Here is an 18,149-nt window from a genome sequence, read left to right as displayed (position 1 = left end):
GGCTCAGGAGTCGATCGCGCCGATCGGCTCGCGCTTCTCCGCCTGGAACTGGTCCTCCACCCGTCCCAGCGCCCAGTACGCGGAGATCGAGAGCTGCTCCTTGGGGACGCCCCGCTCGGACACGAGCAGGCGACGCAGCGACTTCGTGAGGCCCCGCTCGGCGTGGCAGAACACCTGCAGGCCGCTGACGTCGGAGAGGTCGAGGGCGGCCGCCTCGGCGAGCAGCTGCTCGCGCTCCCCCACCACCCAGCGCAGCTCGACGCCGGCGGGGTGCGGGATGTCGAGCGCGTCGTCGGCGTGGTCGAGGTGCACCAGGGCGGTGCCCGTCGCGTGCGCCGGCAGCGACTCGAGGGCGGCGGCGACGGCGGGGAGCGCCGCGTGGTCCCCGAGGAGGAGGTGGCGGGCGGCATCGGGGTCGGGCGTGTAGGCGCCGCCTGCACCGCTGAGGGCGATGCGGTCCCCGGGGAGCGCCTCGTCCGCCCAGCGCGCGGCGACGCCGGCGATGCGGGTGCCGCCGTCGGCGTCCTCCTCGGCGTGGAGGACGACGTCGAGGTCGAGGGCCTGCTCGGCGTCGTGCCAGCGGCGCACCGTGTAGGTGCGGCGCACGGGGAGCTTCTCCGGGGCGGCCTCGCGGATCGCGTCGAGGTCGTAGGGCGGGGTCAGCCCGGAGGAGGGATCCGCGAGCAGGAGCTTCACGTAGGAGTCGGTGTGCTCGTTGCGGCGCAGGAGCCCGAACTGCTCACCGCCGAGACGGATCCGCAGGAGTCGCGGGGAGATCCTGGTCTTGGCCTGCACCTCGAGCACCGCCTGCACCCGCTGGGGGCGCTTCTGCGGGGCGGGGGCGGCGGTCGCGGTGCTCGTTCTGTCCATGCCCGCCAGATTACGCGCAGAACTTGTGACGAAAAACAGCTGTCCAGCAGGCGGTGCCGCGGGACCGCCGTCCCCGCACGGCGCGGCGGCCCCGGATACCGTGGGCCCATGAGCGCCGCGCCCCGTCCGCACGAGCACGACGTCGTCGTCGTCGGCAGCGGGCCCAACGGCCTCGCCGCCGCCGTCACCCTCGCCCGCGCCGGGCTGGAGGTGCTCGTCCTCGAGGCGACCTCCACCCTCGGCGGCGGGTCCCGCACCGAGGACCTCGGTCTCGCACCGGGCGTCCGCCACGACCTCTGCTCCGCCGTGCACCCGCTCGCCCTCGCGAGCCCCTTCCTGCAGCGCTTCGACCTCCCCGCGCGCGGCGTGGACCTGCGCGTCCCCGAGGCCTCCTACGCCCAGGTGATCGGGACGGAGCGCTCGGCCGTCGCCTGGCACGACCTCGACCGCACCGTCGAGGGGCTCGGGGCGGACGGCCCCGCCTGGGGCAGGAGCGTCGGCGCGCTGGCCGCCCACGCAGGGACCGTCGTCGATCTCGCGCTCGGGGACAAGCGCTCCGTCCCGCCCTCCCTGCTCTCCCCCGGCGGCGTGGTCACGGCGGCCCGGTTCGGCGCGCTCCTCGGGCTCCAGGGCACCCCGCTCTGGGACCGGCCGCTGCGCACCGAGCGCGGCCGGGCCCTCCTCGCCGGGGTCGCCGCCCACGCGATCGGGCCGCTGCCCGGCCTCGCCCCCGCCGCGACCTCCCTCCTGCTCGCCTCGCTGGGCCACGCGGGCGGCTGGCCCGTCCCCGTGGGCGGCTCCCAGGCCATCGCCGACGCCCTGCTCGCGGACCTGCGCGCGCACGGCGGCCGGATACGCACCGGCGAGCGGGTGCGCACCTGGAGGGACGTGCCGCCCGCGCGAGCGGTGCTGCTGGACACGACGGCGCCCGCCGCGGCCGGGATCCTCGCGAACCGCCTGCCCGGCCGGCTCGAGCGCTCCCTGCGACGGTTCCGGCACGGGGACGCCGCCGCGAAGGTGGACCTCGTGCTCTCCGGGCCGATCCCCTGGCGCGATCCCGAGGTGGGGCGCGCCGGGACCCAGCACGTGGGCGGCACCCGCGCCCAGATGGCGCGCGCCGAGACGCAGGTCGCCGCGGGCCGCATGCCCGAGGAGCCGATGGTGCTCGTGAGCGACCCCGCCGTCGCGGATCCCTCCCGGGCCGTGGGCGGGCTGCGCCCCGTCTGGGCCTACGCCCACGTGCCGCACGGGGACCCGACCGATCCCACCGAGCTGGTGCTGCGCCGGCTCGAGACGATGGCGCCCGGGGTGCGCGACCTCGTCGTCGCCGCGCGCGGCGTCCCGGCCTCGAAGATGGGCGCGCACAACCCGTCCCTCGTGGGCGGGGACATCGCGCTGGGCGCCGTGACGATGCGCTCGATGATCGCGCGGCCCACCGCGACCGCGGACCCGTACCGCCTGGGCGCCGACGGCTGGTACCTGTGCTCCGCGGCGACGCCTCCCGGTCCCGGGGTGCACGGGATGAGCGGCTGGCACGCCGCGCGACGCGTGCTGCGCGATCGCTTCGGGATCCGCGACCTCCCGGAGCTCGCGCCGCTCCCCCGCTGAGGCCGGTCAGGGCCCCGTCTTTCCAGGCCAGGGTGACGCAGGGCACCCGTGGCCGCACCCGACGATGCACAGTCATGCAGGTGGCTGCATGCAGGGGAACGGGTCACATCGAGGGTTCTCACGTTGATCCGTGAACTTATGCGGCGCAGGATGGATGATCGTGAATTCCACCGGACCCCAGAATCCCCCGCGCCCGCAGGACGCCGTGCCCGCGGACGCCACCGCCGGCGGCACCGTCGCCACGGCGGGCGCCGGCGCCCACGACCCGCACAACCCCACCGGGAAGACCTTCTTCGGTCACCCGCGTGCGCTCGCGAACCTGTTCAGCGTCGAGATGTGGGAGCGCTTCAGCTTCTACGGCATGCAGGGCATCCTCGCGATCTACATGTACTTCGCGGCGACCCAGGGCGGCCTCGGCATCGACAAGACCACCGCGCTCGGGATCGTCGGCGCCTACGGCGGCTCCGTCTACATCTTCTCGATCCTCGGCGCCCTCGTCTCGGACCGCCTGCTCGGCCCGGAGAAGACCCTCTTCTCCTCCGCCGTGATGATCATGCTCGGCCACATCGCGCTCTCGCTGCTGCCGGGCGTGCCGGGCCTCGTCATCGGCCTCATGCTCGTCGCCGTCGGCTCCGGCGGCCTGAAGTCCACCGCCGCGACGCTCGTCGGCTCGCTCTACGAGGTCAACGACCCCCGCCGCGACGCCGGCTTCTCGCTCTACTACATGGGCGTGAACATCGGCGGCCTCTTCGGCCCGCTCGTCACCGGCCTCGCCCAGGACCTCTGGGGCTTCCACCTGGGCTTCGGCCTCGCCGCGATCGGCATGGCGATCGGCCTGGTCCAGTACGTGCTCACCCGCAAGGGGCTGCCCGAGTCCGTGCACCGCGTCCCCGACCCGCTGCCCCGCTCGCAGTACCCGGTCTGGGCGGGCACCGCGCTCGTCGTCGTGGTCGCGATCATCGTGCTCGTCGCGACGGGCCTCGTGAACCCGGGGAACCTCGCCACGATCGTCTCCGCGCTCGCGGTGATCGGCGCGGTCGTCATCTTCGCCCTGCTGCTGCGCAGCCGGAAGCTGGACGCCGACGAGCGCTCCCGCGTGGTCGCCTTCATCCCGCTGTTCATCGGCACCGCCGCGTTCTTCGCGCTCTTCCAGCAGCAGTTCACCGTCATCACCCTGTACTCGGACACGCGGCTGAACCGCTCCGTGCTGGGCTGGGAGATGCCGATCTCCTGGGTGCAGTCCTTCAACCCGTTCTTCATCATCGTGCTCGCCCCGGTCTTCGCAGCGCTGTGGGCGAAGCTCGGCAGCCGCAACCCGATCACGCCCACCAAGTTCGGCGTGGGCATCATCCTCATGGGTTCCGCCTTCGTGCTCTTCCTGCCGATGGCGGCGATCACCTCGGTGCCGGTGCTGTGGATCGCGCTGATCATGCTCGTCGCGACCCTGGGCGAGCTGTGGATCTCCCCCGTGGGGCTCTCGCTCGCGACGAAGCTCGCGCCGCGCTCCTACCCGGTGATGATGATGGCGCTGTACAACCTCGCCGTCGCGCTCGGCACGTCGCTCTCCGGCTCGCTCGCGACCTTCTACTCCGCGGATGCCGAGGTCGGCTACTTCGGTGTGCTCGGCGCGGTGACGATCGGCATCGGCGTCATCATGCTGCTCATCGCCCGCCCCGTCTCCCGGGGGATGCGCGGGGTGCGCTGATCCCCTCCTGAGCCCTCGCGGCCGGGTCCCGACGGGCCCGGAGCCGCGAAGGTCACACCACGGCCCGCCGGGACGATGTCGCTCATCGTCCGGCGGGCCGTTAGCGTGGAGCGCATGCTCACTCTCGACGAACTCGGGCTGAACGCGGCTTCCGGCACCTGGGAGCTCGACGCCTTCCACGGCGACGGGGAGGGCGTGCTCACGTCCGATGCGCGCCTGGCCCGGTCCTGGACCCGCTCGCCCGCGGAGGATCTCCCCCCGCTGTCCCCGGCGAGCGGTCTGACCCTGCACATCTCCGACGACGGCCACCTCGACGAGGAGGCCGCCGCCGGCGCCGACGAGCAGGTCGACATCTTCGCCTCCGACGGCGTGCTCGGCACGACGGCCGACGCCTTCCCGGGCCGCGTGCTGTGCGAGGGCGGCCGGCTCTTCGTGCTCTCCGACGACGAGGAGCCCTGCGGCATGCGCCGCCTCTCCGACGGCGACACCGAGATCCTCGACGAGCTGCGTCCCGCGGGCGACCAGCTGCTGCGGATCGTCTCCGTGGTCACCGACGACTCGACGCTGCACCGCTTCGTCTACCGCTACTCGCGCGCGGACTGACCCGCCTGCGCGTCCCCGCCCCGATCAGGGACGCAGCACGACGAGATCCGCGGTGGACCGCGTCATCGCGACGTAGCGGGAGACGGCACCGGCGACGCCCTCCCCGAGGCCGTCCGGGTCCGCGAGCACGACGAGGTCGAACTCGAGGCCTTTGGCGAGCTCGGGGCTGAGGCACACGATGCGCCCCTCCGGGGCCGACGGCGGAATCGGCAGCTCGAGGTGCTCCGGTGCGATCACGCATGCGGTGCCCAGGGGGCCGCCGTCGGCCGCGTGATCGCCTGTCATCCGCTCCTGCCAGGCCCGCAGCACCTGCTCGAGCTCGGCGAGGCGCCCCCCGCGCACGGGCCGTCCGGTGCGCCGCACGGACTCCGGGACGGACGCCCCGGGGACGGCCTCCCGGATCTGCTCCGCCGCGACCTCCATGATCTCCGCCGGGGTGCGGTAGTTCAGGTGCAGGGTCGCCACGTCGACGCGCGGCAGCCCCACCCGGGCGAGCCGCTCGCCCCAGCTCTCGGGGAAGCCGGCGACCGCCTGCGCGCGGTCGCCGACGATCGTCACCCGGTGGGACGGGCACCGCGCGAGCAGCATCCGCCACTGCGCGTCCGTCAGCTCCTGCGCCTCGTCGACGACGAGGTGCGCGAAGGGCCCCTCGAAGGGGTCGACAGGAGCGGCCTCGGTGACGACCTGCGCATCGAGTGCGCCGCGCAGGTCGTCGCCGCGCAGCATGGACATCTGCCGCATCTCGGTGGGGTCGTCCGCCACGAGGTCCGCGACCACCTCGTCCATGCGGGCGGAGTCCCGGGCGACGGCCCGCGCCCGACGCTCCGCGCGCGCCTCCCGCTCCGGGTCGCCGATGCGCCGGCGGGCGGCGTCGAGCAGCGGGAGGTGCTCGAGGGTCCACGGCGCGCCGGGCGCCAGCAGGAGCTGCGAGATCTGCGCCGCGTCGAGCCAGGGCGCGCATCGCCGCAGCAGCGCCGGGTCGCCGAGTAGGTCCCGGACGACCTGCACGGGATCCAGCAGTGGCCAGGCCCCCTCGAGCGTCGCCCTGAGCTCGTCGTCCGCGAGGAGGTCGGGCAGCAGCTCCTCGGCGGAGCGGCCGTCCTCCCGGCCGTCGGCGTCGTCGTCGGCGTCGACATCGTCCACGGTTCGCTCCTCGTCGAGCCGCACGGCGATGATCTCCGCGAGCTCCTCGCGGACGGCCTCGCGGGCGTGGTCATGCGCGGTGCCGGGGTCGACGGCCGCGAAGGCGGCGCTCCACTCCTCGGGGCCGATCACGAGCTCCCCCGCCGCGGAGTCCACGACGACCGTGGTGCGGGGCGGCCGCTCGTCGATCGCGACCCGCGCGTCGACGGCGTCGAGCAGGTGGGCGTCGGCGAGGAGCGCGGCGAGCTCCGGGTCCGCGCAGGACTGGGCCGTCGCCGCCTCGGGGACGAGGTCGGCAGGGGTGGCCGTGAGCACGTCCTCGCCGAGGTTCGGCAGGACGTCCGCGACGTAGTCGAGATAGGGCCGACTGGGCCCGACGACGAGGATCCCGGCCCGGCCCGCGCGCAGCCGCGGGTCGTGGTGGAGCAGGTAGGCGGCGCGATGCAGGGCGACGACGGTCTTGCCGGTGCCCGGTCCGCCGTCCACCACGAGCGGTCGCCGGGCATCGGCGCGGATGATCGCGTCCTGGTCCGCTGCGAGAGTGGTGAGCACGTCCTGCATCCGGGGGCCGCGCGCCCGCCCCAGGCTCGCCAGGAGCGCCGACTCGCCGTCGGGCCGCAGGTCCGACGGCGGCGTCGCAGCAGGATCCAGCAGCTCGTCCCAGAAGGAGGTGACCTGCCCGCCCGACCAGCGGTAGCGACGCCGCGAGACGAGGCCGAGCGGCTCCGCCCTCGTCGCGGCGAAGAACGGGCGCGCGGCCTCCGAGCGCCAGTCCACGAGCAGCGGACGCCCGTCCTGCCCGCTCACCCCGATGCGGCCCACGTGCAGCGAGCCGCCGCCCGCGAGGTCCATGCGCCCCAGGACGAGGTCCCCGCTCACGGCGGCGAGCCCGCGCAGGCGGGAGCGGAGGTGCTCCGCGATCTCGTCACGCTCGAGGCGCCCCTGCTCCCCCGCCCCACGGCCGGCGAGCACGGCGTCGAGCCGGTCCCGGAGCACCCGCACCTGGCGGTCCAGCTCGTCGCGGGCGGCCGCGAGGTGCTGCTCGTCGGTGCTGGAGCGGTCGATGCAGGAGCGGTCGGTGCTGGCAAGGTCGGTGCTGGGCTGGTTCACGCGTCCCCCCGGGGTGGTCCTCGCACCGCCCGGCGGAGCGGTGCGAGGAGTGATGGTGCACCACCCGGGGGCCCTTGCCGCAAGCCCCCTACCTGGGCGTATCCTGATCACGGCGGACGGATCGGGGGGGCCTCCGCGCCGCACCCGCGTCCTCCCCCTCCTCACGCACCGGAGCGCTCTGCACCATGCCGCGGCCCCCGGCCCGCCCCACCATCGCGACGATCGCCCGTGACCTCGGCATCTCCCCCGCGACGGTCAGCTACGCCCTGAACGCGAAGCCCGGGGTCAGCGCCGCCACCCGCGATCGCGTGCTCGCGCACGCCGCGACCGTCGGATGGACGCCGCACTCCGGTGCCCGCGCCCTCCGGCAGGGGCGCAGCGGCAACGTCGGCCTCGTGCTCGCGCGTGACCCGCGCGAGGTCTCGCACGAACCGTTCTTCGCCGCGCTCACCGCGGGCATCCAGTCCGCCGCGAGCGCCGCCGGACGGGAGCTGCTGCTGCGCTTCGTCGCGGGCGGCGCCGAGGAGGAGATGGCGGTGTTCCGCTCCTGGGCGGAGCAGCGCCGGGTGGACGGCGTGCTGCTGCTGGACCTCCATATCGAGGACCCTCGGCCGGCGCTCCTCGCCGAGCTGGGCCTGCCCTTCGTGGTCCTCGGCGCCTGGGAGGGGACGGGCCCGGGGGTGCGCCTGGCGGGGGCCGAGGCGGCCGACGCGGCGACGCTCGTCGCGCACCTGGTGGACACCGGGAGGGACGCCTGCCTGCAGCTCACGGGGCCGCTGGTCTACGAGCACGAGCACCGGCGCACGGAGCTCGTGGCCGGGCTCTGCGCGCGTGCCGGCATCGCGCACGCGGCGGTCTCCGGGCCGTACACGCGCTCCGGCGGCGAGGAGGGGCTGCGACACCTCCCGCTCGACCTCGGGGAGCGCCCGGCGGTCGTCGCCTCGAGCGACCTGCTCGCCCTCGGGGCCCAGCGGGCGCTGCTCGCCGACGGCCGCGCCGTGCCCGGGGACGTCGCGGTGCTGAGCTGGGACGACTCGGCCATCGCGGAGAACGTCGATCCGCCGATCACCGCCCTCGCGCGTCGCCCGTACGAACAGGGCCAGGAGGCGGGATCACTGCTGCTGGGACTGCTCGACGGCGGCGCGACCGCGGGCACCGTGCGCCGCTCCGCGCCGTCGCGGCTGATCGTGCGCGCCTCGAGCGTCGATCCGGGGGCGGGACCGCGTTGACACCGTCCTCGGCACCCGGGAATACTTCCGTTCGAATCGATTAAGCGACGGCCTGCCGCCGTCCACCGTGCGAAGGAGCACCCGTGCAGATCTCCGTCCAGATGTACAGCGTCCGCGACGCCCTCGCCGAGGACTACCAGGGGACCGTGGGCCGTCTGGTCGAGCTCGGGTTCGCCGTCGCCGAGCCCTTCGCCCTGCTCGAGCGCCGCGACGAGCTCGTGAAGGCTCGCGACTCCTTCGAGATCGCCTTCCCGAGCGCGCACCAGTCCTTCCTCGGGGACGACGACTTCACCCCGGTGCTCGAGGCCGCGAAGGCCGTGGGCGTCACCTACCTCGTGGACCCCTTCTGGAACCCCGAGGACTGGAAGGACGAGGCGGGCGTCGCCTCGATCGCCCAGCGCCTGAACCAGCGCGCCCAGCAGGCCGCCGCCGAGGGGATCCGCGTGGGCTACCACAACCACGCCTTCGAGGTCTCCTCCCGGATCGGCGACCGCAGCGCGCTCGAGGTGCTCGCCGAGCAGCTCGACCCTGAGGTCGTGCTCGAGGTGGACACCTACTGGGCCGCCGTCGGCGGCGCGGACGTCCCCGCCCTGCTCTCGGCCCTCGGCGACCGCGTGCGCCTCGTCCACCTCAAGGACGGCGACCTCGCCGAGGACCCCGCCGGCCAGCTCCCGCTCGGCGAGGGCCGCATGCCCCTGCCCGGCACCCTCGCCGCGAGCGCCGGGGTCGACTACGGCGTCATCGAGTTCGACCAGTACGCCGGCGACATGTTCGACGGCATCGCCACCTCGCTCACCTACCTGCGCGCTCGCGCCTGAAACCCCTACGGAGAGAGAACCTCATGACCAGCACCTCCACCGGACCCGTCGGCGTCGGCATCATCGGCGCCGGCGTCATCTCCGAGCAGTACCTCACGCACCTCACCTCCTTCCCGGACGTCGCCGTGCTCGCGATCGGCGACATCGTCCCCGAGGCGGCCGCCACGCGGGCCGGGGAGTACGGCATCGAGCTGCACGGCGGCCCCGAGGTCGTCCTGGACCACCCGGGCATCGAGATCGTCGTGAACCTGACGATCCCCACCGCCCACTTCGACGTCTCCCGCCGGATCGTCGAGGCCGGGAAGCACGTGTGGACCGAGAAGCCGATCACCACCGCCTCCGAGGACGCGGCCGCGCTGCTCGCGCTCGCGGCGGAGAAGGGCGTGCGCGTGGGCGGCGCCCCGGACACCGTCCTCGGCGCCGGCATCCAGACCGCGCTGCGCACCCTCCGCGAGGGCACCATCGGCACCCCCGCGAGCGCGCTGACCCTGTTCCAGACCCCCGGCCCGGAGGACTGGCACCCGAACCCCGCCTTCCTCTTCCAGGAGGGCGCGGGCCCGCTGTTCGACATCGCGCCCTACTACGTGACGACCCTCGTCCTGGCCCTCGGCCCGGTCCAGAGCGTCTCCGCGGCGGGCTCGAAGGCCCGCGAGCAGCGCACGATCGGCTCCGGCCCCAAGGCCGGCGAGGTCTTCGACGTCACGGTCCCCACCCAGGTCACGTCGATCCTGCGCTTCGAGTCCGGCCAGAACGCGACGACGCTGCTGAGCTTCGACAACCCCAACTCGCGCGCGGGCTTCGTCGAGGTCTACGGCACCGAGGCGACGCTCTCGTTCCCGGACCCCAACGTGTTCGACGGCGACTCGGAGCTCACCGTGTACCGCGGCAAGGAGGCGACCGCGATCCCGGCCGCCGGCCCCGTCACCGGCCGCGGCCTGGGCGTGCTCGAGATGGCCCGCGCGATCCGCGCCGGTGTCCCGCACCGCGGCCAGGGCGAGATCGCGGCGCATGTCCTCGACGTGATGCTCGCGATCGAGGCCTCGATCGGCTCGGGCGAGACCGTCGAGGTCACCTCGACCTTCACCCCTGTCGAGCCCATGCCCGCGGACTTCGATCCCTTCGCGACAACCCTGTGATCCCGGCGCCCCGCACGGGGCGCCCGATCACCTCCCGTCGCGGGACGCTCCGGCCACGACCCCTCCCCCGAGGTCGTGGCCGGAGCCGTTCCGGGCACGCCACCCCTCGGGCGTGACGGACAGGACAGCCCAATAGTTGCTTTCTCAACCATCGAGGTCTAAAGTTGCCTCATCAACTAATTCCGGGGGTGCGCGACAGCGGGCCCCGAACCCAGGAGGACAACCCCATGACCACCGTCTCGATCTTCGGCACCGGATCCATGGCCACCGCGATCGCCGGCGTGCTCGCGAAGGGCGGCGCCGACATCCAGCACGTCGCCCACGCCGATGCCGCCTCCGCGACGCTCGCCGGCGACATCGTCGTGCTCGCCGTCCCGCACCCGGCCGTCGCGGAGATCCTCGACACCCACGCCGAGCAGCTCGCCGGCAAGGTCGTCGTGGACATCACGAACCCGCTGGACTTCTCCACCTTCGACTCCCTCGTCGTTCCCGCGGACTCCTCCGCGGCCGCGCAGATCCAGTCCGCCCTGCCCACCGCGAAGGTGCTCAAGGCCTTCAACACGAACTTCGCCGCGACCCTCGCGAGCGGCACCGTGGGCGCACTGACCACCACGGTGCTCGTGGCCGGGGACGACGACGCCGCCAAGCAGACCCTCCTGGGCCTCGTCCGCGAGGGCGGCCTCGAGGCCGCCGACGCGGGCGCCCTCTCCCGCGCCCGTGAGCTCGAGGCCGTCGGCTTCCTCCAGCTCACCCTCGCCGCCGGCGAGAAGATCTCCTGGACCGGCGGGTTCGGCCTGGCCCGCTGAGGTCATCCCCTCGCAGCCGGGAACAGGCGGGGACGGGGCGAGCACGCCCCGTCCCCGCCCGTCCGTCGTCGGAGGACGCCCCGGTCAGCGCAGGACCGACACGACCTGCCCGCTCACGGCGCTCTCCCGCGCGGCGTCGAGCGCGGCGAGCACCGCGACACCCTCGTGCGCGGGGGACGGTGCGGCCCCTCCCCCGCGCAGGCCCGCGCGAGCTGCTCGTAGAAGGCGGCGTAGTCGCCCTGGACAGAGGGCACCCGCTCCTCCCCCGCGGCGGTGCGGAGCAGTCCGGCGCGGGAGGGGTCGTCGAACCCCCAGCCCGCCCGTTCATCCGCCGGATGACGTCCCGCGGCGACCGCCTCGGCCTGGACGTCGGCGCTCGTGACCACGTAGGAGCCCGCGGAGCCGTAGGCACGGAGCGTCCTCTCGTGCAGGTGGGTGAGCTTGGTGGAGCTCACGTAGGAGGTCACGCCGGAGTCGTGGCGCAGCGAGAGGACGAAGGCGGCATCGGTGCGCCCTGCGGGGAGCTCGACCTCGTCCCACTGGGCGTGCACGCTCGAGACGGGGCCCAGCAGCCACATCATCTGGTCCACCAGATGGGTGCCGAGGTCCCGCAGCAGCCCCCCGTCGGGCCCGGCCTCGGGCTGGTCGAGGTCGAAGCGCGAGTGCACCCGCCAGATCTCGCCCAGCCTCCCGCTCCCGAGGACGCCGCGCAGCGTGAGCAGGTCGGCGTCGAAGCGGCGGTTGCGGAACACCGACAGGACTCTCCCCGCCTCCTGTGCGGCATCGGCGAGCTCCTGCCCCGCCGCAGCGGTGGGGGCGAAGGGCTTGTCCGCGACGACATGCACGCCGGCGGCGAGGGCCTCGAGCACGAGATCCCGCCGCGTCGCGGGCGGCGTCGTGATCGTGGCGGCGTCGACCCCCGCGGCGAGGAGCTCGGTGAGCGAGCCGTGGATCGGCACCCCCCCCCCGGGAGATCCGCCGCCACGGCCTCCCGGGTGCGAGGGGCGCGGGCGATGACGCCCGCGATCTCCACCCCCTGCGCCGCCTCGATGAAGGGCGCATGGAAGAGCCGCCCGCCGTTCCCATATCCCACCAGTCCCAGTAGCACGGCGTCCTCCTCGACAGCTCCATCGGTCTCTTGTCCGCACATAACCCATCCCATGTCCCGACACGAGGCATGCTCGCCGGGAAGTGCGAAGACGGCGCCCACCGCACCGCTCCGCAGGACCGCCCGCGAGCGAGCAGGGAGAATCCCTGGATCGACGCCCGGGAAGCGCTCGCCCTCACCTAGGCTGAGCCGGTGACGTTCACCGTGGAGCCCCCGATCAGCGCCGTCCTCACCGCCGCCGCCCAGCGCGTGCGCGAGCAGCTCGGCGACCGCGCAGGCCTCCTCGTCGAGCAGGCCCTGCTGCGCACCCTCACCGACACCATCACCGCACCGGGCGACGGCACCGCCTTCGTCATCACCGGGGACATCCCCGCGATGTGGCTGCGGGACTCGACCACGCAGATGCTCCCCTACCTGCGGTTCGTCGGCGAGAGCCCCGAGCTCGCGGAGCTCCTCGCGGCCGTCGTGCGACGGCAGCTGCGCTGCATCGTCCACGACCCCTACGCGAACTCGTTCAACCTCACGGGGAACGGCGCCCACCACGACGACCGCGACCTCTGCGAGGACCCGCACGTCTGGGAGCAGAAGTACGAGGTGGACTCCCTCGCATACCCGGTGGTCCTCACCCACCGCCTGCTGCGCCTCGCCGGGAGCGAGGAGCTGCGCCGCGGCGTCCTGGACGACACCGCGCATCGCGCCCTGCGCACCGTCGTGGACCACTGGCGGCTCGAGACGGAACACGAGGCCCGCAGCAGCTACCGCTTCGTGCGGGACGTCGGCATCCCGACCGAGACCCTCGAGCGCGACGGCCGCGGCACGCCCGTCGGCGTCACCGGCATGACGTGGTCCGGCTTCCGCCCGTCGGACGACGCCTGCACCTACGGCTACAACATCCCCGCGAACCTGCTCGCCGCCCAGGCGCTGCTCGCGATCGCGGACCTCGCCCGCACGGACCTCGAGGACGAGGCACTCGCCGCGGACGCCGATGCCCTGCGTGAGCAGCTGCTCGAGGGCGTGCGCCGCCACGGCGTGCTCGAGGAGGGCGGGCGCTCCGTCTACGCCTACGAGGTCGACGGACTGGGCGGCACGCTCGTCATGGACGACGCGAACATGCCGTCCCTGCTCTCCCTGCCGCTGGACGCCGCCTCGGTCCACGACCCGGCGATCGCCGCGGCGACCCGCGATCTCGTGCTGAGCGAGCGGAACCCCTTCTACTTCAGCGGCTCCGTGGCCTCCGGGGTGGGCAGCCCGCACACGCTGCCCGAGCACGTCTGGCCGATCGCCTTCGCGGTCGAGGGGCTCACCGGGACCCGGGAGCGCGCCCTCGAGATCCTCGACCTCCTGCTGCGCACCGATGCCGGGACGGGCCGCATGCACGAGTCCTTCCACGTCGACGACCCGACGAGCTTCAGCCGCCCTTGGTTCTCCTGGGCGGACTCGATGCTCTGCGAGCTCGCCCTGCACCTCGTGGACGGACCGCACCCCGCGCTCGCCGCCGAGCGCGCGCTCTCCGAGGCCCGCACGGCCTGAGACGAGCCCTCGCGAACGTCCCGCCGTGGGCCTGCGTCAGCCGTCGTCCCGCAGGGCGAGGGGGTCCTCGCGGAGCCGGTCCAGCGCGAGCGCGACCGCACCGCGCAGGACGACCTCCCGTCCCAGCGTGCTCGCGGTGAGCTCGGGCCACGGAGGGGAGAACTGCTCCTCGAGCACGGTCCGGGCCTCGTCGAGCACCGGGCCGATGCCCGTGATGTCGGCGCCGCAGAGCACGATCTCCTCGACGTCGAGGAGGCTCTCGATCACGGCGACGATCCGGGCGAGTCGCTCCCCGAGCCGACGCAGCACGCCGAGCGCGAGCGCGTCCTCGTCCGCCGCGGCGGTGAGGACCTCGGCGATGCCGAGCACCTCGGGGTCCACGGACCGCAGCGAGGAGGATCCGTCGTCGCGGGCGAGCGCGCCGAGCGCCCAGCGCCTCGCGAGGGCACCGAGGCCGTCGGTGGTGCCCGCATCCGGGTCGCTGCCCACGAGGAGCTCGAGCATGCGCATCTCGCCCGCACCGCCGCGGCGTCCGCGCAGGAGCCGGCCGTCCACGACGAGACCCGCGCCGAAGCGCTCCCCCGTGAGCAGGGCGGCCATGTGGGCGACCTGCCGATGGGCGTGCTCGGCGAGGGCGGCGAGGTTCGCGTCGTTCTCGACGAGCACGCGGGCGCCGGGGGTGTCCGCGAAGCCGGGGTTCATGGCCGCCCAGAAGGGCGGGTCGTCCGTGGGTGAGGCGCCGCCGGCGTCGACCGGGGCGGGGACGCCGATGACCGTCAGGAGGGAGGGTGCGCCGCCCACGGCGGGCTCGGCGAGGACCTCGGCGACGGTGCGCGAGACCAGCTCGCGACGCGCGGGACCGTCCCGCGTGGGGCCCTCGAGCTCCAGCGTGCGCTCCGCGAGCCGCCGCCCGCGCAGGGAAGAGACCTCCACCCGGAGCACGGCCTCGTCGGCGTCGACGCCGACGAGCACGCCGACCTGCTCGCGCAGCCGGTAGCGACGAGCCGGACGGCCGCGCTGGGTCAGCCCCGCCTCACGGGAGTCCGCGAGCTCCTCGAGCCAGCCGGCGGCCACGAGATCCGTGCACACGCCGAGCACGGTCGCGCGCGTGAGGCCGCTCGCGGCCATCGCCTCGCCCGCTGTGAACTCCTCGGTGTCCAGGGCGAAGCGCAGCAGTGCGGCGGAGTTCATCCGCCGCAGCAGCCGAGGGGATCGTGCCGTGCCGTGGACCATGGCTTGACGGTAGCGGACGGGCGGGTCTATTTTCTCCACTATCTAAATCTAGACCTTAGATTTATCTGGATCCCCGGCCCCGTGGACGCCCCGTCGTCCTCGCCCGACAAGGAGACGCCGTTGTCACCTGCTCGCCCCGCCCACCCCTCCGCGTCCGCGCGGCCCGGCCGCCGCGCCGTGCTCGCCGGCGGCGCCGCGCTCACCGCAGGACTGCTCGCCGGATGCACCGGCAGCAGCCGCCCCACCGTCACCCTCTACCAGTCCAAGCCCGAGGCCATCCCCTTCTTCCGCGACCTCGTCGGCGAGGCGAACGGCGCGCAGTCCGCCTACCGCTACGTCCACGACGTCGCCACCAACCTCTCGGCGAGCTTCGTCCGTGCCTCCCCGCCGGACATCGCCTGCCAGAACTACAACCTCGAGATGGCCCGCTTCATGGAGCGCGGCGCGCTCAGCGACCTCTCCGACATGCCCGAGGCCGCGACCATCCGCGAGGACGTGCTCGCGCTCGCGGACTGGTACCCCGGCTACGAGGGCCGCACGAGCGTGATCCCCTACTCGGTCACCGGAGCGTCGGTCATCTACAACAAGGCGATCTTCGCGGAGCACGGCCTCGAGGTCCCGGTCACCTGGGACGAGATGCTCCACGTGTGCGAGGAGCTGCAGGGCGCGGGCGTGACCCCTATCTACGCCACCCTCGCGGACACCTGGACGATCACCCAGGGCCTGTTCGACTACACCGTCGGCGGCATGGTGGACGTCCGCTCCTTCTTCAAGACCATGAACGCTCAGGGCGAGGCCGTCGGCCCCGACTCCGAGGTCTCCTTCCAGCGCACTCTCCTGGAGCCCATGCGGCGCATGGTCGAGCTGCTCGCTTTCCTCAACCCCGACGCCGCCGGCCGCGGCTACGGCGACGGCAACACCGCGATGGCCAACGGCGAGGCCGCCATGTACTTCCAGGGCCCCTGGGCGCTCGCGGAGATCGACAAGGCCGGGACCGACGTGGACCTCGGGACCTTCCCGCTGCCCATGACGGACTCCGCCGAGGACCTGAGGATCCGCGTGAACATCGACCTCTCGCTGTGGATCCCCGAGCAGGCGGACCAGCCCGAGGGCGCCCGCGAGCTGCTCACCCGCTTCATGGAGCCCGCCGTGCAGGACGAGTACAACGCGTCCTTCCTCGCCTTCGGCACCACGAAGGACGCGCCGCCCGTGAGCGACCCCCGCATCGCCCCCATGCAGGAGTACTACGACCGCGGCGCCTTCACCATGGGCGCCTCGCAGTTCATCCCGCTGACGATCCCCTACGAGAACTACATCCAGTCCATCGCGCTCGGCGCGGACCCCGAGCCCGTGCTGCGCCGCATGGACTCCGACTGGGCCCGCCTCGCCTACCGCCAGTGACCACCCCGCCGACCACCACCGAAGGAGTCCGCAGCATGTCGACGACGACACCCGGATCCGCGACGGACACGGCACCGCGCGCACGCCGGCGCCGCACCGATCCCGTCTACTACCTCTTTCTCTTCCCCGCCCTCGTCCTGTTCACCCTCGCCATCACGCTCCCGGCCGTGCTCGGCTTCGGCTACAGCTTCACCAACTCCATGGGCTTCGGCGACTGGGACCTCGTGGGGGTGCGCAACTACATCGCCCTGTTCCGCGACGAGGGCATCGTGAGCTCCTACCTGTTCACCCTCGGCTTCGCGCTCGTGACCGTCGTGGTGGTCAACGCGATCGGCTTCGCCCTCGCGCTCGGCCTCACCGCCCGGATCCGCCTGCAGTCGCTGCTGCGCACGATCTTCGTGCTGCCGATGGTCATCTCCGGCATCATCATCGCCTTCGTCTTCCAGTTCCTGTTCTCGAACTCGCTCCCGGCGATCGGGCAGGCCCTCGGGATCGACGCGCTCTCCTCCTCGATCCTCGCGAACGAGGACCTCGCGTGGATCGCGATCGTCATCGTCACGGCGTGGTCCACGATCCCCTCGACGATGCTCATCTACATCGCCGGGCTCGTGACGATCCCCGCCGAGGTCTACGAGGCGGGCGCGATCGACGGCGCGACCGGGTTCCAGCAGCTGCGGCGGCTCACGCTGCCGCTCGTCTCCGGCTACGTCGTCATCAACACGATCCTGGGCTTCAAGAACTACCTCAACGCCTACGACATCATCGTGGGACTCACCGACGGCGGCCCCGGCACCGCGACCCGCAGCGTCGCCATGTCGATCTTCAAGGGATTCAGCGGCGGCGACTACGGCTACCAGATGGCCAACGCCGCGGTCTTCTTCGTCATCAGCATCATCATCGCCGTGGTGCAGCTGCGCATCACGCGCGGGAAGGCGAGCTTCGGCGCATGAGCACCTCGACCACTCTCCCCCGTCCCGGCGTCACGGGTGACGCCTCCTCCGCCCCGCGACGCCCCCGTCGCGGCAGCCGCAGCGGCCGTCGGGCCACCGGGCTCACCGTGATCCTGCTGGTCTGCTCGCTCAGCGTGCTCGTGCCGCTGCTGGTGACCGTCTCGATGGCCTTCAAGACCGGCGCCCAGGCCATGGACGGGAAGGCGTTCAGCCTCCCCTCCCCGTGGAGCCTCGAGGGCTTCACCGGGGCCTGGGAGCTCACCGACTTCCCGCGCGCCTTCGCGGTCTCCGTGTTCGTCACCGCCGTCTCCGTGGCCGGGGAGATCATCATCTCCGCGCTCGCCGCCTACGCGATCGTGCGCAACTGGGACCGCCGCCTGTTCCGCTGGTCGTTCTTCTACCTGCTCGCGGCGATGTTCATCCCCTTCCCCGTGGTCGCCCTGCCGCAGGTGCGGCTCACGGGCATCGTGGGCCTGGACAACCCGCTCGGCGTCGCGATCCTGCACATCGTCTTCGCGCTCGCCTTCAACACCATGCTGTTCACGGCCTTCCTGCGCTCGATCCCGATCGAGCTCGAGGAGTCGATGCGCATGGACGGCGCGAGCACCGTGAAGGTGTTCCTCCGGCTGATCCTGCCGCTGCTGGGCCCCATGGCGGCGACCGTCGGCATCTTCGCCTTCCTCGGCTCGTGGAACGACTTCATGATGCCGAGCCTCATCACCTCGAACCCCGAGCTGCAGACGATCCCCGTGCTCCAGCAGATGTTCCAGACGCAGTTCTCCAACAGCTACAACGTCGCCTTCGCGAGCTACCTCATGGCGATGGCCCCGGCGATCGTCGTCTTCGCGATCACGCAGCGCTGGGTCATCTCCGGCCTCACCCAGGGTGCCGTGAAGTGA

General features: G+C 73.1%; 15 protein-coding genes. 11 read left to right on the top strand and 4 right to left on the bottom strand.

All coding sequences use genetic code 11. The features are described 5' to 3' along the window. Window positions 1–3: 3 nt before the first annotated feature. Window positions 4–870 (bottom strand): siderophore-interacting protein, encoded by an 867-nt coding sequence (locus ACYVAP_RS07440; RefSeq protein ID WP_264450015.1) that lies wholly within the window; start codon window positions 868–870, stop codon window positions 4–6. Window positions 871–978: 108 nt separating this feature from the next. Here ACYVAP_RS07440 and ACYVAP_RS07435 point away from each other — a divergent pair, with 108 nt between their 5' ends. The 3 genes from ACYVAP_RS07435 (at window position 979) to ACYVAP_RS07425 (ending at window position 4,786) form a co-directional block, all read left to right on the top strand. Then, window positions 979–2,478 (top strand): phytoene desaturase family protein, encoded by a 1,500-nt coding sequence (locus ACYVAP_RS07435; protein ID WP_498860174.1) that lies wholly within the window; start codon window positions 979–981, stop codon window positions 2,476–2,478. 205 nt (window positions 2,479–2,683) lie between these two features. Then, complete coding sequence (locus tag ACYVAP_RS07430) at window positions 2,684–4,183, top strand: peptide MFS transporter (RefSeq protein ID WP_498860437.1); 1,500 nt, start codon at window positions 2,684–2,686, stop codon at window positions 4,181–4,183. 114 nt (window positions 4,184–4,297) lie between these two features. Next, the gene (locus ACYVAP_RS07425) at window positions 4,298–4,786 is read left to right on the top strand and encodes a hypothetical protein (protein WP_137770650.1); all 489 of its coding nucleotides are present in this window, start codon (window positions 4,298–4,300) and stop codon (window positions 4,784–4,786) included. A gap of 24 nt (window positions 4,787–4,810) precedes the next feature. On the opposite strand, the gene helR is transcribed toward ACYVAP_RS07425, so the two are convergent. After that, the gene (helR, locus tag ACYVAP_RS07420; protein ID WP_498860173.1) at window positions 4,811–7,039 is read right to left on the bottom strand and encodes a HelD family protein; all 2,229 of its coding nucleotides are present in this window, start codon (window positions 7,037–7,039) and stop codon (window positions 4,811–4,813) included. A 185-nt stretch (window positions 7,040–7,224) separates the two neighbouring features. On the opposite strand from helR, the gene ACYVAP_RS07415 reads away from it, so the two are divergent. The 4 genes from ACYVAP_RS07415 (at window position 7,225) to ACYVAP_RS07400 (ending at window position 11,028) form a co-directional block, all read left to right on the top strand. Next, the gene (locus tag ACYVAP_RS07415; protein WP_498860172.1) at window positions 7,225–8,268 is read left to right on the top strand and encodes a LacI family DNA-binding transcriptional regulator; all 1,044 of its coding nucleotides are present in this window, start codon (window positions 7,225–7,227) and stop codon (window positions 8,266–8,268) included. Window positions 8,269–8,351: 83 nt separating this feature from the next. After that, a complete protein-coding gene (locus ACYVAP_RS07410) occupies window positions 8,352–9,086 on the top strand; it encodes a sugar phosphate isomerase/epimerase family protein (protein ID WP_498860171.1) in 735 nt (244 codons plus the stop codon). A gap of 23 nt (window positions 9,087–9,109) precedes the next feature. Continuing rightward, window positions 9,110–10,222 carry a Gfo/Idh/MocA family protein gene (locus ACYVAP_RS07405; protein WP_498860170.1) on the top strand — a complete coding sequence of 371 codons (1,113 nt, stop codon included), beginning with the start codon at window positions 9,110–9,112 and terminating at the stop codon, window positions 10,220–10,222. A gap of 227 nt (window positions 10,223–10,449) precedes the next feature. Further along, complete coding sequence (locus tag ACYVAP_RS07400) at window positions 10,450–11,028, top strand: NADPH-dependent F420 reductase (protein WP_498860169.1); 579 nt, start codon at window positions 10,450–10,452, stop codon at window positions 11,026–11,028. Window positions 11,029–11,141: 113 nt separating this feature from the next. On the opposite strand, the gene ACYVAP_RS07395 is transcribed toward ACYVAP_RS07400, so the two are convergent. Next, entirely contained in the window at window positions 11,142–11,987 is an 846-nt protein-coding gene (locus ACYVAP_RS07395) for a Gfo/Idh/MocA family protein (protein WP_498860168.1), read from the bottom strand. Window positions 11,988–12,328: 341 nt separating this feature from the next. Here ACYVAP_RS07395 and ACYVAP_RS07390 point away from each other — a divergent pair, with 341 nt between their 5' ends. Continuing rightward, window positions 12,329–13,666, top strand: a complete 1,338-nt coding sequence (locus ACYVAP_RS07390; RefSeq protein ID WP_498860167.1) for a glycoside hydrolase family 125 protein — start codon at window positions 12,329–12,331, stop codon at window positions 13,664–13,666. Between the two features lie 36 nt (window positions 13,667–13,702). Here ACYVAP_RS07390 and ACYVAP_RS07385 read toward each other — a convergent pair whose 3' ends face one another. Further along, on the bottom strand, window positions 13,703–14,899 hold the full coding sequence (locus ACYVAP_RS07385) for an ROK family transcriptional regulator (RefSeq protein WP_498860166.1): 1,197 nt from the start codon (window positions 14,897–14,899) through the stop codon (window positions 13,703–13,705). Window positions 14,900–15,019: 120 nt separating this feature from the next. Here ACYVAP_RS07385 and ACYVAP_RS07380 point away from each other — a divergent pair, with 120 nt between their 5' ends. From ACYVAP_RS07380 to ACYVAP_RS07370, 3 genes are read left to right on the top strand one after another with little or no spacing between them, the layout of a single operon-like run. Next, complete coding sequence (locus ACYVAP_RS07380; protein WP_498860165.1) at window positions 15,020–16,300, top strand: ABC transporter substrate-binding protein; 1,281 nt, start codon at window positions 15,020–15,022, stop codon at window positions 16,298–16,300. A 35-nt stretch (window positions 16,301–16,335) separates the two neighbouring features. Beyond that, entirely contained in the window at window positions 16,336–17,250 is a 915-nt protein-coding gene (locus ACYVAP_RS07375) for a carbohydrate ABC transporter permease (protein ID WP_498860164.1), read from the top strand. Then, window positions 17,247–18,149 carry a carbohydrate ABC transporter permease gene (locus ACYVAP_RS07370; protein WP_498860163.1) on the top strand — a complete coding sequence of 301 codons (903 nt, stop codon included), beginning with the start codon at window positions 17,247–17,249 and terminating at the stop codon, window positions 18,147–18,149. Before ACYVAP_RS07375 ends, ACYVAP_RS07370 begins: the two co-directional genes overlap by 4 nt.

It is taken from the genome of Brachybacterium horti (genome assembly GCF_054777615.1).
The sequence above is the reverse complement of the archived record's forward strand: the minus strand, read 5'-3'. Positions and strand labels throughout refer to the sequence as shown.